Genomic DNA, 14,692 nt, shown 5'->3' with positions numbered 1-14,692 from the left:
TGCTGCATCCCGGTCCCAGCCGGCTTCCCAGCCTTAGCGGCCTGCCTGTGCGCCGTCGCGCTGCCGCCCGGTCCACCGTGCTGCGCCACCGTCGGCGCGACGGCCCATGCCATCGACGTCGACATCCACCATGCCGCGACCATCACTGCCACTGCCCGCACGCCGTCCCCTCCTCGAATAATCGTTCCTGTCCCACCTGGATCGGCTCGCGATTATATCGAACCAAAATTGGCAAAAATCCAGCACGAAAAGAGATTGGAAAGCCGGCAGCGGAAAGCCCTCAGGGCAGCGCCATCGCGGCCGCGCCCATCGCGCGCGCCGCCTGCACGGAGATCGACCAGTGCCGGGGCGTGAGCGCCTCGACCATCGTGAGACGCCCCTCGGCAATGAACGCCCCGGTGTCGATGAACATCTGCGAGCCGATCTGGCGCGGCTCGCGCATGGGCGTGTGCCCGCAGTAGGTGAGCGACAGCGCCGCATGCAACGGCGGCGGCTGCATGGCCGTGTTCAGCGCCAGCTCGCGTCCCCACAGCATGCGCTCGCGCACTTCGGCGTCGAACTGGCCGGTGTCGAGCGCGGCGTCGTCGCCGAAGAATTCTGCGTGCAGCACGTTAAAGCGCGTCGCACCCTCGCCCACTACGCGCACGAGCGGCAGCTCGCGCAGCCGCTGCGCGTGTCCGGCCAGTACCTGATCGGGCAGCCCCTGGGCCCAGCCCCCGCCGATGCCGTACCAGCGGAATCGCGCGAGCCGCCCTTGCGCGACGGCGCACAGCATGTCTTCGTGATTGCCGAGCACGGCGTAAAACCAGGGCTTGTCGAGCAGCGCGAGCGCTTCCTCGCACTGGTCGCCGCGATCGACGAGATCGCCCACCGAAAACAGGCGGTCGCGCGTGCCGTCGAACCCGACTTTGTGGAGCAGATAGCGCAAGGCGTCCACGCAGCCGTGCAGGTCGCCGATCACGAAATCGCGACCGGCCGCATTGGCTGCGTGATGCTGGACGACAGGAGCGAGAGTGGGAGTCATCGCTTCATCATAGCGCTGCGTGTCCACAGCGTATGCGCGCCAATGATCGTTTCGCGAGCGGTTTTCGCACAGCAGGGGTAACTGTGGCCGCGCGTCATTGCGGCTGCGCGCGCAGCGCCGCCACTTCGTCGGGCGTGATGCTCGCCCGAGGGTCGCCGAACTGTTTCGTCACGTAGTTCGCAATCGCCGCGACCTGGTCGTTGCTCAGCTCGCTGCCGAATGCCGGCATCAGCACGTCGGCGCTCTTGGTCTGGCGCTGCACGCCGTGCAGAATCGTCATCGTCAGGTTGCTCGGGCTCGGCGCGCCCGTGACGCTGTTGTGGATGAGCGACGGATAGGCGAGCGGCGCGCTCGCGCCCACGCCCGCGCCGGTCCAGTTGTGGCAGCTCGCGCAGTTCGCCACGAATAGCTGCGCCCCGTTCACGCTCGTGATGGTGGCGCCGCGCAGCGTGGTGACGTCGTCGTTGGCGGGCTTGCCGTACGAATCGCGCGAGCGCGTCACGCCGCCCGCCACCGGCCGTTGCCCGCGCAAATAAGCGGTGATCGAGCGCTGGTCCTCGGCGCTCAGGTATTGCGTGGAGTTCTGCACGACCTCGGCCATCGGCCCGGCGGCGTTTGCGTGGCCCACGGCCACGCCGGTGACGAGATAGCTCACGAGCGCCTCGTCGCTCCAGCCGCCGATGCCGGCCGCGCGGTCCGGCGTGATGTTGTATGCCTGCCAGCCCGCCTGCGTCGCGCCCGAGAAGCGCTCACCCGATTTCAGGCCCTGCATGAAATTGCGCGGTGTGTGGCATTCCTCGCAATGCGCGAGCCCCTTGACCAGATAAGCGCCGCGGTTGTACTCGGCGCTCTTTTTCGGATCGGGCACGAAGCGGCCTTCGTCGAAATTGAACAGATTCCAGAACATCAGCAGCCAGCGCTGGTTGAACGGGAACCTCAGCTCGTTGGCAGGCGGCTTGTAATGAATGGGCGCGAGCGTGTTCAGGTACGCGCGGATCGCGAGCACGTCCTGCTCCGTCGCGCGCGTGAACTCCACGTAGGGAAACGCGGGATAGAGCCGCTCGCCGCCCTTGCCCACGCCCTCGTGCATCGCGCGCATGAAATCGGAGTCGCTCCATTGGCCGATGCCGGTATCGGGATCTGGCGTGATGTTGGGCGTGTAGAGCTTGCCGAACGGCGTGCTGATCGCGCGGCCGCCCGCGAAGGGCCGGCTTGCGTCGGCGGTGTGGCACGCGGCGCAATCGCCCATGCGCGCGAGGTACTCGCCGCGTTTGACGAGCTCCGGGCGCGCCGCGGCGTCGTCGGGCGCTGCCGGGCCTTCGCCGTGCGCGGCGGGCAGCAGCATTTCGTCGACGGGACGCGACTCGCCGTCATGCGCGGCGTGCCACGCCATGTAGAGCGCGAACGCGCAGAACAGCATCGCGGCCAGCGTGGCGCGCGTGCGTTGGGCACGATGGGTGCGATCAGTGGGAGGCTTGCTTGCGTTCATCGTCGGTCTCTGTCGCCTCACAGCTCGCCTCACAGCTCGCCACGCAGCTTGTCGGCCAGCTTGAGCGCCAGTGCGGCAATGGTCAGCGTGCAGTTCACAGAGGCCGCCGTCGGCATCACCGCGCTGCCGGCGACGAACAGGTTCGAATGGTCGTGAGTGCGGCAGTCGGCGTCGACCACCGAATCGGCCGGGTTCGCGCCCATGATCGTCGTGCCCATGATGTGATTGTTGGGCGCGAAGGTGTCGTCGAAGGCGACCTCCGTGCCGCCGAAAAGCTCGGCGATCTTCGCGTAGAGATCGTGCGTGTTGGCGGCGCTCTTCTTCACGTAATCGTTGATCGAGTAATGGATCTCGGGCTGAGGAATGCCGAGCGCGTCCTTGTGCTCCGCCGATGGCAGCACGCGGTTTTGCGGCTCGGGCAAATGCTCGTGGAAGCTGTTGATGCTCAGCGTGCGCGAGGCGCGGTCGCGGATCTCGCGATCGAGTTCCGCGCCCGTCAAGCCGTTCTTGATGAGCGCTGCGGTCACGGCCAGCGTGGCCACGCCGTTCGAGAGATGCAGCTTCTTGGCGGCGTATTCGGAGCGGAATGCGCCGTCGCGGAAGTTCACCACCGAGGTCATCTCCATCGGCCCGCGCCCCGGCCACAGCGGCTCGTTGGCGAGGAACGAAACGCCCGTACCCGGATGATCCATGAGGTTGCGGCCCACCTGGTCGGAGCGATTGCCGAGGCCGTGAGGAAAGGCATCGCTGGTGGACATCAGCATGAGCTTGGGCGTTTCGATGCCATTGGCGGCCAGTACGAAAAGCTTGCCCGTCACGCGCGTGCTGTTGCCGTGCGGGTCCTTGTAATGCACCGCCGTGATAAGGCCTTTGTTGTCGGCCTCGATGCGGTACACCACCGCCTCGGCGATGAGCTGGGCGCCCGCGCGCTCGGCGCGGTCGGCGTGCACGATGCCGCTGTACATCGCCGCGATCGGGCAGATCGGCATGCAATTGTTGTTGCCGCAGCAAGTCGGGCGCGCATCGTATGGGCGGCTGTTGCGCGCGACCGGCTCGGGCACCACGTGAAAGCCGTTCGCATTGAGCACGTCGCTAAAGCGCTGATCCATGTACGAGAGCGGCAGCATGTCCATCGGGTACGGCTTCGAGCGCGGCGAACCGAGATCGTGCCGCGCCGGGTCCGGGCCCGAGACGCCCAGTTCGATTTCGGCGGCCAGATACCACGGCTCGAGCGTCTCGTACGGATACGGCCAGTCGCGGCCCACGCCGTACTGCGTCTTCAGGCGAAAGTCGGCGGGCAAGAGACGCCAGGCCGCCGCCGCCCAGTGCCACGTGGTGCCGCCCACGAGCCGCAAGTATTGCGAGTTGTACGGATAGTCGCCCTTCTGCACGAGGTAGTCGTTGGGCGGCGAGTATTGCGGATGCGGCGCGTAAGGCACGGAAGGATACGGCGTCGCGAAGTCGTCCTTGACCGGCGAATTGCGAAAGTTCTCGACGATCTGCCAGCGCGCAAGGCGCGGTCCTGCTTCGAGCAGGATCACCGATGCGCCGGCTTGCGCCATCTGGTACGCAACCAGACTGCCCGCCACGCCGGAGCCGACCACGACCACGTCGGCAGAATGCTTGATCGCCATTGTCGTCCCTCGCTGCCTACTGCCTGGCCGATGCCGATGCCGATGCCGATGCCGATGCCGATGCCGGGAACAGCGCGGCCACGGTGGCCGCCGGCATGTCCGCGGGCTTCGTTGTCCAATAGAACGGCACGTCGCGGCAATACGACGGAATCGTCAACACGTCGCTGACCGGATCGAACATCAACGTTTTCTCATAAGCCAGCACCTGCACCTTCGGCATGTCGCCCACGAGCCCGAGATACCACGCGCGCATGATGTCGCCGACGGTGGTTGCAAGCTCTGGCCGATCGGCCTTGAGCGCGGCCGTGACGGTGTCCGAAGGCACACCGCCGTGTCCCTTGATCCACGTGTTGAGCGCGCCGACGTTCTGCTCGAACGTGCTGCTCGCTTGCGCGAGCGCGGCGTAAATGCGCCGGCCGAGCACGGCGTCGAAGCGCGTGCGGCCGGTCAGGCGCTGGGAGAGCGCGATGAAGGCTTCGTAGCCGCTGTCCACGGGCGCGCCGGCGGCGGCGCTGGCTGCGCTGGTTGAATTGGCGGCGAAGGCATCGGCGATGCCGAAGGCGTACTGCGCGCCACGCCGGCCGGCCAACGCGAAAGCGAGCGTCGCGGCGGCGGCGCACGCGCCTGTCACGAAACGGCGGCGGCCCGGGCGTGCGATGCGCTCACCCGTGCGCGTGGCCAGGCCAGCAGCCTGATCGCGCGATGCACGAGCATGGGGCAAATGGGTGGTCCCGTCCTGCGTCACATCGGTCATGGATACTCCAGACGAAGGGTCTATCCCGCGCGAGCGGGGCTACACACTTGCCGCCAATGCCGGCGACGATGCATACGGGAAAAGTTTGCAATCTTGTCCAAACCTGCGCGCGCCGAATCGCTCTCCGCGTGAAAGGTTCGGATGACGTGCTGCGCCTGCAATATAGCGTTTCCTGGCCCGGTTCGACAAACCATGCGTAGCGATGCCCGGCATAACGCGCGCTCGACGAGCCGGCATCGTGGCGGGCAACCGGTCGCGCGGCGGCCTCAGGCATACGCCTTGCTGAATCTCCGCCGTGCCTGGTTCCCGGCGGAATTCTGTTTGGCTCCTGTTTGGTTCCGGCCGGCTCTTGCACTACTCTGAACAGGGCGTGCCGCTCGCATGGCGGGTGCGGTCCGCTTCGGCAGCCCACGGGCAACGTGATCGCATCCGGTATTACATCGGCCTTGCATCCACGTCGCCCGACGAACTGGATACGACCGATGGAAGCTCCCCACGCCTATGCGCCGCGGATCTATTTCGTTCATTCCGTCCTCGTCGGAGCACTCGACGCGTGGCCCGCGCAATTCGCGCATGCCGCGTCGCTAGGCTTCGACCATGTCCTGATCGGCGCCTTGTTCGCGCCGGGCGTCGCAACATCCGGCGCCACGGGCGACGACCGCATCGTCGCCGATCACACCCGCCTGCATCCCGCCTTCGGCACGCCGGAGCGCATGGACGAGACCTTGCGCCTGCTCGCGTCCACCGCGCGCTCGCGCGGCATCACGCTGCTCGCGGACCTCACGCTCGACCGCACCGCTGCGGGCGGCGCGCTCCACGCCGCGCATCCCGACTGGTTCCATCCGTTCGAGCCCGAAGACGCGCGGCTCGACCCGCGCCACGGCCATCGCGACGCCAACGTCGCCTATGCCGACTTTGCGCGCGCGGGCGCACCGCTCGCGGTGTGGTGGACGCAACTCGCGAGCCGGCTAGCCGATGCGGGCATCGGCGGCTTTCGCATCGATTCGCCGCATCGCGTGCCTGCCAACGCACTGCGCGCGATCTTCGACGCGGTGCGCGCGAGCCATCCGCAAACGCGCTGGCTCGCGGCCACGCCGGGCCTCGCGCGCGACGACCTCGCGCAGCTCGAGGACGCGGGCTTCGACGCCGCGTTCACGTCGCTGCGCTGGTGGGACTTTGCGTCGAGCTGGCTCGTCGAGGAGCACGCGGCCATGCGGCGCGTGGGCTCGCCTATCGCGTTTCCCGAGGCGCCGTATGGCACGCGCCTCGTTCACGACCTGCGCGATCTGCATGCTCGGGAAGGCGGCGGCACTCCAATGGATATGCGCTCCGTCGAACGCGCCTGCCGCCGCATGCTGCGCACGGCGGCCTCGCTCGGCACAGGCTGGCTCGTGCCGATGGGCTTCGAATACGGCATCGACGATGCCATCCGCCACGATACGCAAGCGCAGGACGCGCACGCATGGCAAGCCGCGAAAACGCGCGCGCCGTTCGACCTTAGCGCCGATATCGCGCACGCGAACGCGTTGCAGCGCGAAACGTGGACGCTGCAAACCAACGGCGAACTGCGTGCGCTCAACGGCCCCGGCGCGCCCGTGGCCGCGTTGCTGCGCGGCGACCACGCCGACCTGCGCGAGTCCGATGAAGCGCTGCTCACGCTCGTCAATCCTTCGCTCGATGCGCCCGTGCGCGTGGATATGGCGCATCTGCTCGACGGGGTGCCCGGCAGCTTCACACGCTTCACGCCACTCGACGCGCAGGCGCTGCGCGACGCGAGCGCCGTGCCCGAAACCTTCACGCTGCCCGCGGGCGCCTGCTGGATGTTCGGCGCGCTTGCGAGTCCGATGGTCACGCTCGCGCCGCCCGAGGACCTCGCGAAGTCGCCCACGAGCGGCCACAAAAGCGTGCTCGAAGCCATCGCCGCGCCGCGCATCGCCATCGAGAGCGTGCAGCCTTCGGTCGATCATGGCCGCTTCGTTGCGAAGCGCGTGGTGGGCGAGCGCTGCGAAGTACGCGCGGCGATCTTCGCCGAGGGGCACGATCGCATCGACGCTGCCGTGCTCTGGCGCGCCGCCGACGAGACCGCGTGGCACGAAGCGCCCATGACGCCGCTGCCGCCCGCCGGCACCGACTTGTGGAGCGGCCACTTTCCACTCGAGCGCGTGGGCCGCTATGAGTTCGTCGTGATCGCGTGGCGCGACGACTTCGCCTCGCTCGCCGATCATCTGCAGAAAAAACGCGCGGTACATCAGCCCGTGGATCTTGAACTCGAAGAAGCGAGCCGTCTGCTCGCGCTCGTGCTCGCGACGGCGCGAACTTCGGGCGGGGCGTCGCAACGCGAGGACGAAGCAAGCGGCTCCACGCACACACACGACGCACTCGACGCGCTCGTGAAGCGCTTCATCAGCGCCGACACGAATACGCGCTGCGCAATGCTCGCCGCGCCCGCCACCGCCGCCGCCGTGCGCGCGGCAGGTCATCGCCCGTTCCTCGCGCGCGACGCACACGTGCACCGCGTGGACGCCGAGCGCGCCGCCGCGCGCTACGCAAGCTGGTACGAGATCTTCCCGCGCTCGATGAGCGACGACGAAACGCGCCACGGCACCTTCGACGACGTGATCGCCAAGATGCCGCGCATCCGCGAGATGGGTTTCGACGTGCTGTACTTCCCGCCCATTCACCCGATCGGGCTCGCCAACCGCAAGGGCCGCAACAACTCGCTCACCGCGCAACCCGGCGATGTGGGCAGCCCCTACGCGATCGGCGCGGCCGAAGGCGGCCACACCGCCGTGCATCCGCAACTCGGCACGCTCGACGACTTCCGCCGCATGGTGAGCGCCGCGCATCAGCACGGCCTTGAAATCGCGCTCGACTTTGCGATCCAGTGCTCGCCCGATCACCCCTGGCTCAAGGCGCATCCAGGCTGGTTCGCGTGGCGGCCCGACGGCACGCTGCGCTACGCCGAAAATCCGCCGAAGAAGTATCAGGACATCGTGAACCCCGAGTTCTACGCGCACGATGCGAAGCCCGACGTCTGGCTCGCGCTGCGCGACGCGATCCTGTTCTGGGTGAACCACGGCGTGCGCATCTTCCGCGTGGACAATCCGCACACCAAACCGCTGCCGTTCTGGGAATGGATGATCGCCGACGTGCGCGCGCGGCACCCCGACGTGATCTTTCTCTCCGAGGCCTTCACACGCCCGCGCCTGATGTACCGGCTCGCCAAGATCGGCTTTTCGCAGTCGTACACGTACTTCACGTGGCGCGAGTCCAAACGCGACTTCATCGACTACCTCACCGAGCTCACGCAGACCGCAGTGCGCGACTTTTACCGGCCCAACTTCTTCGTCAACACGCCCGACATCAATCCGCACTATCTGCAAAGCGGTGCGCGTTCGAGCCACCTGATCCGCGCGGCGCTGGCCTCGCTGCTCTCGGGCCTGTGGGGCGTCTATAGCGGCTTCGAACTCTGCGAGGCGCGCGCATTGCCCAACAGCGAAGAATATCTGGACTCCGAAAAGTATCAGCTACGCGCCTGGGACTGGAACCGGCCCGGCAACATCGTGCCGGAAATCACCGCGCTCAACCGCATCCGCCGCGCAAATCCCGCGCTGCAGACGCATCTGGGCGTCACGTTCCTGCCCGCTCACAGCGAAGCCATTCTGTGCTTCGAGAAAGCCACGCCCGCGCGCGATAACGTGGTCGTGGTGGCGATCAACCTTGACGCCCACGCCGAGCAAGGCGCCGACTTCGAACTTTCGTGGGCGACCTTCCAGCACTGGCAGATCGACGATCGCGCGCGCCTGGCCGTGGTCGACGAAATCACCGGCGAGCGCTTCGAATGGCAAGGCCGCTGGCAGCATGTGCGGCTCGATCCGCACGCGCGGCCATTCGCGATCTGGCGTATCGAGCCCATCGACGGCCTGCCGCGCACAACGCCAACCGTGGAGACAGCGGACGAGCCGAATATCGAAGGTCACCCCGAACTGGACCAGGACTTCCCGCCCGGAGGAGCGACATGAAACGCGATCCCGCCTCCCACGAGACACCGTCGCACGCCGAAGCCCCGCTCACGCACGACCCGACTGCGGAGCAGGATGACGCTCATGCGGAGCACGAGCGGCATGGCGCGCAAAAGCGCGGCAAGCCCTCGCAACTTTCCGACGATCCGCTCTGGTACAAGGACGCGATCATCTACCAGGTGCATGTGAAATCGTTCTACGACTCGAACAACGACGGCGTAGGCGACTTCCCGGGCCTGCTCGCGAAGCTCGATTACATCGCGGGCCTCGGCGTGACGGCGATCTGGCTGCTGCCGTTCTATCCCTCGCCGCGCCGCGACGACGGCTACGACATCGCCGACTACCGCAACGTGCACTCCGACTACGGCCAGCTCGCCGATGTGCGCCGCTTCATCCAGGAAGCGCACGCGCGCGGCATGCGCGTGATCACCGAGCTCGTCATCAATCACACGTCGGACCAGCACCCGTGGTTTCAGCGTGCCCGGCGCGCGAAGCCCGGCTCCAATCACCGCAACTATTACGTGTGGTCGGATACCGATCAGAAGTACCAGGGAACGCGCATCATCTTCATCGACTCCGAGCCGTCGAACTGGACCCACGACCCCGTCGCGGGCGCGTACTACTGGCACCGCTTCTATTCGCACCAGCCGGACCTCAATTTCGACAACCCGGCCGTGCTGCGCGAAGTGCTGCACGTGATGCGCTTCTGGCTGGACATGGGCATCGACGGGCTGCGCCTCGACGCCGTGCCCTACCTCGTCGAGCGCGAAGGCACCAACAACGAGAACCTGCCCGAAACGCATTCGGTCCTCAAGCAGATTCGCGCGACCATCGACGAGCATTACCCCAACCGCATGCTGCTCGCCGAAGCGAACCAATGGCCCGAGGACGTGCAGGAGTACTTCGGCCAGGAAGACGAATGCCACATGGCGTTCCACTTCCCGTTGATGCCACGCCTGTATATGGCGATCGCGAGCGAGGACCGCTTCCCGATCATCGACATCATGAAGCAGACGCCGGATCTGCTGCCGAGCTGCCAGTGGGCCGTATTCCTGCGCAATCACGACGAGCTCACGCTCGAAATGGTTACGGACTCCGAACGAGACTACCTCTGGAACACCTATGCGAGCGACCGGCGCGCGCGCCTGAATCTCGGCATCCGGCGGCGCCTCGCGCCGCTCATGGAACGCGACCGCCGCCGCATCGAGCTCATCAATTCGCTGCTGCTCTCGATGCCGGGCACGCCGGTGATCTATTACGGCGACGAACTCGGCATGGGCGACAACATCCACCTCGGCGACCGCGACGGCGTGCGCACGCCGATGCAATGGTCATCCGACCGCAACGGCGGTTTCTCGCGCGCCGACCCCGAGCAACTGGTGCTGCCGCCGCTGATGGGCTCGCTCTACGGCTACGACGCCATCAACGTGGAGGCGCAAACGCGCGACCCGCATTCGCTGCTCAACTGGACGCGGCGCATGCTCGCCACGCGCCGCGCGAACCAGGCGTTCGGGCGCGGCTCGATCCGTTTCTTGCGCCCCGCCAATCGCAAGATCCTCGCGTATCTGCGCGAGATGCCGGGCGAGCCCTCGATCCTGTGCGTGGCGAACCTCTCGCGCGCACCGCAAGCCGTCGAGCTCGATCTCTCCGAGTTCGCGGGCGCGGCGCCCGTGGAGATGACCGCCGATTCGGTGTTCCCGCCCGTCGGCCAGTTGCCCTATCTGCTCACGTTCCCGCCGTACGGCTTCCTGTGGTTCCTGCTGTGCCCCGGCGATCAGCGGCCCTCGTGGAGCCAGCCGACTTCCGAGCAATTGCCCGAATTCGTGACCGTTGTGATTCGCGAAGGCCAGGCCGGCGCAACGCCCGAGAACGTGCGCCTGCTCGAATCCGAGGTGCTGCCCTCATGGCTCTCGCGGCGGCGCTGGTTCGCCTCGAAGGACAAGGCATTGCGCGGCGTGAAGCTCGCCGCGCTCACGACCATTCACGGCGCGGGCTTCGCATTTACCGAGATTGAAGCCGAACTCGCCGACGGCACGAACGAGCGCTACGTGCTGCCCATCGCCATCACCTGGGGCACCGACATCACCACGCCGCTGCACATCCAGCTCGCGCTCTCGCGCGTGCGGCGCGGGCGCACGATCGGCTATCTCACCGACGCGTTCTCGCTGCCGTGGTTCGCCCATGGCGTGTTGCGCAAGCTGCGCGAGCACGCGGCCGTGCCCACGGTGCAGGGCAGCACGATTCGCTTCGAGCCCACCGACCGTCTCGACGAGATCGATTTGGGCGAAGCGCCCGAGGTCCGCTGGCTCGCCGCCGAGCAGAGCAACAGCTCGCTGATCATCGCGGAAACCATCGTGCTCAAGCTCGTGCGCCGCCTGATCGCGGGCGTGCATCCCGAAGCGGAAATGAGCCGTTACCTCACGAAGCACGGTTACGCGAACACCGCGCCGCTTTACGGCGAAGTGGTGCGCGTGGATCCGCAGGGCGTGCCGCATACGCTCGCGATCCTGCAAGGCTATATCGACAATCAGGGCAATGCGTGGGACTGGGCGCTCGATTATCTGCGCCGCACTGTCGACGATCTCGCGCTCCCGACCGACGACGGTGACACCGGCGACCAGGCGCACGAAGAAGAAGTGATGCAGAACTACGCGTCGGTGATCGGCGCGATCGGCAAGCGCCTGGGCGAGCTGCACGCCGTGCTCGCCGCGCCGGGTGATGACTCTGGCAACAACGCTGCCTTCACGCCCGAAGCCGCTACACGCGACGACGTCGGCCAATGGATCGCCGATACGAAAAAGATGCTGACCGAGGCGCTCGACATCGTCGCGCGGCACACCGACGAAAACGATCACACGCTCGACGACGACGCCCATGCGCTCGCACGCGGCCTCGTCGAGCACCGCGACTTGCTGATGGCGAAGATCGACGAGCTGGTGCCGCTCGACGCGTCGACCTTGCGCATCCGCATTCACGGCGATTTCCATCTGGGCCAGGTGCTGATCGCCAAAGGCGACGCGTGGTTGATCGACTTCGAAGGCGAGCCGGCGCGCTCGCTCGAATACCGGCGGGCGAAGCAGTGCTCGCTGCGCGACGTCGCGGGCCTGCTGCGTTCGCTCTCCTATGCGGGCGCGGCGGCCCAGTCGACCACCGAAAGCGCTCCGCAGCAGATTGCCGAGCGCAAGCACGCGCTGTTCGAGCGTTTTCGCAGCCACGCGGCCGAGACCTTCCTGAGCCAGTATCGCGCGGCCGTTTCGCAGGCCCCGCTCGCGCTCGTGAGCGCCACCCATGAGCAGGCGCTGCTCGACCTGTTCCTGATCGAAAAGGCCGCCTACGAAATCCGCTATGAGGCGGCCAACCGGCCCAGTTGGCTGGCGCTGCCGATCCGCGGGCTTGCCGCCATCGCGAGCCGCGTGCTCGGCCTCGCGCCCACGCAAGCGCCGACGAGCGCGCAAACTCACACGCACCCGCACGCGGGAGGAAGCGGACATGGCTGAACGCAACCCCGACGCCGGCCTGCATCAGCACGACATCGACGCGCTCATCGAAGGCCGCCACGCCGATCCGTTCGCGCTGCTCGGCCTGCATTGGGTCGATGGCGCGCCGTACGTGCGCGCGTGGCTGCCGAATGCGGCGCAGGTGCGCGTGCTCGCGCGCGACCGCGCGCAGACGCTTGCCGAACTCGCGCTCGTGCATCCCGCGGGGCTCTTCGCCGGGCCGCTCGCGCAGGCCGTGCCTTACCGGCTTGAAGTCGACTGGCACGGCGTCACGCAGGAAACAGAGGATCCCTACTCATTCGGCCCACAGCTTGCGCCGGATGCGCTGCACCGGCTCGCCGATGGCGACCCCTACGCGGTGCTCGAATGCCTGGGCGCGCGGCCGCTCGTCTGCGAGGGCGTGCCCGGCGTGCGCTTCGCGGTATGGGCGCCAAATGCACAGCGCGTCTCCGTGGTGGGCGACTTCGACGCGTGGGACGGCCGCCGCCATCCGATGCGCCTGCGCCACGAGGCCGGCGTATGGGAACTGTTCGTTCCGCGCGTGGCGGCCGGCGCGCGCTACAAGTACGAGATCCTCGGCGCGCGCGGCGAAGTGCTGCCGCTGAAGGCCGATCCGTGCGCATTCCAGACCGAAGCGCCGCCTGCTACTGCATCGGTGGTCGCGCCCGTGGAGGCGCTAGATGATTTCGCATGGAGCGACGGCGAATGGCTGCAGACGCGCGCGCAAAAGCAGAGCGAGCGCGCAGCCATGTCGATCTATGAAGTGCACGCGTCCTCATGGCTCCCCACGCATGGCCCGGATGCGCCCACGCCCTCGCCCGACTGGCAGGCGCTCGCGGAGCGCCTGATTCCCTACGCGCAAGGCATGGGCTTCACGCACCTCGAACTGCTGCCCATTGCCGAGCACCCATTCGGCGGCTCGTGGGGCTACCAGCCGCTGTCGCAATTCGCACCAACCGCGCGCCTCGGCTCGCCGCTCGACTTCGCGGCCTTCGTGGACCGCGCGCACGAAGCCGGGCTAGGCGTGATCCTCGACTGGGTGCCCGCGCATTTCCCGAACGACGCCCACGGCCTGATCGACTTCGACGGCACCGCGCTCTACGAGCACACGGACCCGCGCGAGGGCTACCACCCCGACTGGAACACGATGATCTACAACCTCGGCCGTCGCGAGGTGAGCGCGTTCCTGATCGCCTCGGGGCTTGCGTGGCTGATGCGTTATCACGTCGATGGCCTGCGCGTGGACGCCGTCGCTTCGATGCTTTACCGCGACTATTCGCGCGCGCCCGGCGAATGGGTGCCGAACATCCACGGCGGCCGCGAGAATCTCGAATCGATCGCATTCCTCAAGCGCCTCAATCACGAAACGCAGTACGTGCCGCAGCGCCCCGGCGTGATCACCATCGCCGAGGAATCGACGGCCTGGCCCGGCGTGACCGCGCGCCCCGAGGACGGCGGCCTCGGTTTCCAGTTCAAGTGGAACATGGGCTGGATGCACGACACGCTCCATTACATGCACGAGGACCCGGTGTACCGGCGCTATCGCCATCACGAGATGACTTTTGCCATGGTCTACGCGTGGTCCGAGCGCTTCGTGCTGCCGCTCTCGCACGACGAAGTCGTGCACGGCAAAGGGTCGCTGCTCGGCAAGATGCCGGGCGACCGCTGGCAGCGCTTCGCGAACCTGCGCGCGTACTTCGGCTTCATGTGGGCGCATCCGGGCAAGAAGCTGCTGTTCATGGGCGGCGAGTTCGGGCAGATGGCGGAATTCGATCACGACGGCACACCGCACTGGGACCTGCTCGACGACCCGCTGCATCGCGGTGTGCAAACGCTCGTGCGCGACCTCAACCGGCTCTATGCGGACGAACCCGCGCTCCACATGCTCGATGCGGAGCCGGGCGGCTTCGAATGGCTCGTCTCCGACGACTCGGAAAACAGCGTGCTCGCGTGGCGGCGCGTGGACGGCTCGGGCCGCGAGATCGTGGTGGTGTGCAACTTCACGCCGATACCGCGCCACGGCTACCGAATCGGCATGCCGCAGCCAGGCGAATGGGAGGAAGCGCTCAACACCGACGCCGACGTCTACGGCGGCTCGAACATGGGCAACGGGGGCCTCGTGTGCACGGAGCCCGTGCAAAGCCACGGCAAACCGCAATCGGCGGCATTCGTGCTGCCGCCGCTCGGCACGCTGATACTGCGCCTGCGCCGCTGACCATTCGCGCACACCGCGCATTCCACAGAAACATCAGGAATCCGATGCAATACAAGA

General features: G+C 67.1%; 7 protein-coding genes. 3 read left to right on the top strand and 4 right to left on the bottom strand.

From position 1 onward, the window contains the following. Positions 1-280: 280 nt before the first annotated feature. The 4 genes from HV773_RS07530 to HV773_RS07515 all read right to left on the bottom strand — a co-directional run bounded on the left by HV773_RS07530 (position 281) and on the right by HV773_RS07515 (position 4,901). Positions 281-1,024, bottom strand: coding sequence for a metallophosphoesterase (locus HV773_RS07530; protein WP_175194476.1), 744 nt, complete (start codon positions 1,022-1,024; stop codon positions 281-283). 94 nt (positions 1,025-1,118) lie between these two features. Further along, complete coding sequence (locus HV773_RS07525; RefSeq protein WP_175194474.1) at positions 1,119-2,513, bottom strand: c-type cytochrome; 1,395 nt, start codon at positions 2,511-2,513, stop codon at positions 1,119-1,121. 29 nt (positions 2,514-2,542) lie between these two features. Then, positions 2,543-4,147: a GMC family oxidoreductase gene (locus HV773_RS07520; protein ID WP_175194472.1), complete on the bottom strand. Its 1,605-nt coding sequence runs from the start codon at positions 4,145-4,147 to the stop codon at positions 2,543-2,545. Between the two features lie 16 nt (positions 4,148-4,163). Next, positions 4,164-4,901 (bottom strand): sugar dehydrogenase complex small subunit, encoded by a 738-nt coding sequence (locus tag HV773_RS07515; RefSeq protein WP_175194470.1) that lies wholly within the window; start codon positions 4,899-4,901, stop codon positions 4,164-4,166. Between the two features lie 482 nt (positions 4,902-5,383). Between HV773_RS07515 and HV773_RS07510 the strand changes: the two genes are divergently transcribed. Genes HV773_RS07510 through glgB form a run of 3 tightly spaced genes read left to right on the top strand, consistent with a single transcriptional unit; the run spans position 5,384 to position 14,635 of the window. After that, positions 5,384-8,923 (top strand): alpha-1,4-glucan--maltose-1-phosphate maltosyltransferase, encoded by a 3,540-nt coding sequence (locus HV773_RS07510; protein WP_175194468.1) that lies wholly within the window; start codon positions 5,384-5,386, stop codon positions 8,921-8,923. After that, the gene (treS, locus tag HV773_RS07505) at positions 8,920-12,420 is read left to right on the top strand and encodes a maltose alpha-D-glucosyltransferase (protein WP_175194466.1); all 3,501 of its coding nucleotides are present in this window, start codon (positions 8,920-8,922) and stop codon (positions 12,418-12,420) included. Before HV773_RS07510 ends, treS begins: the two co-directional genes overlap by 4 nt. Then, a complete protein-coding gene (glgB, locus tag HV773_RS07500) occupies positions 12,413-14,635 on the top strand; it encodes a 1,4-alpha-glucan branching protein GlgB (RefSeq protein ID WP_175194465.1) in 2,223 nt (740 codons plus the stop codon). Before treS ends, glgB begins: the two co-directional genes overlap by 8 nt. Positions 14,636-14,692: the final 57 nt, after the last annotated feature.

This window comes from Paraburkholderia caffeinitolerans (genome assembly GCF_902859945.1).
In the GTDB taxonomy this organism is placed as follows: Bacteria; Pseudomonadota; Gammaproteobacteria; order Burkholderiales; family Burkholderiaceae; genus Paraburkholderia; species Paraburkholderia caffeinitolerans.
This window is presented reverse-complemented; position numbering and strand designations above follow the sequence as displayed.

Bases quoted from the DNA above. Each gene is read 5' to 3' on its own strand.
- HV773_RS07530 (WP_175194476.1), bottom strand. From the start codon at position 1,024: ATGACTCCCACTCTCGCTCCTGTCGTCCAGCATCACGCAGCCAATGCG.
- HV773_RS07525 (WP_175194474.1), bottom strand. From the start codon at position 2,513: ATGAACGCAAGCAAGCCTCCCACTGATCGCACCCATCGTGCCCAACGC.
- HV773_RS07520 (WP_175194472.1), bottom strand. From the start codon at position 4,147: ATGGCGATCAAGCATTCTGCCGACGTGGTCGTGGTCGGCTCCGGCGTG.
- HV773_RS07515 (WP_175194470.1), bottom strand. From the start codon at position 4,901: ATGACCGATGTGACGCAGGACGGGACCACCCATTTGCCCCATGCTCGT.
- HV773_RS07510 (WP_175194468.1), top strand. From the start codon at position 5,384: ATGGAAGCTCCCCACGCCTATGCGCCGCGGATCTATTTCGTTCATTCC.
- treS (WP_175194466.1), top strand. From the start codon at position 8,920: ATGAAACGCGATCCCGCCTCCCACGAGACACCGTCGCACGCCGAAGCC.
- glgB (WP_175194465.1), top strand. From the start codon at position 12,413: ATGGCTGAACGCAACCCCGACGCCGGCCTGCATCAGCACGACATCGAC.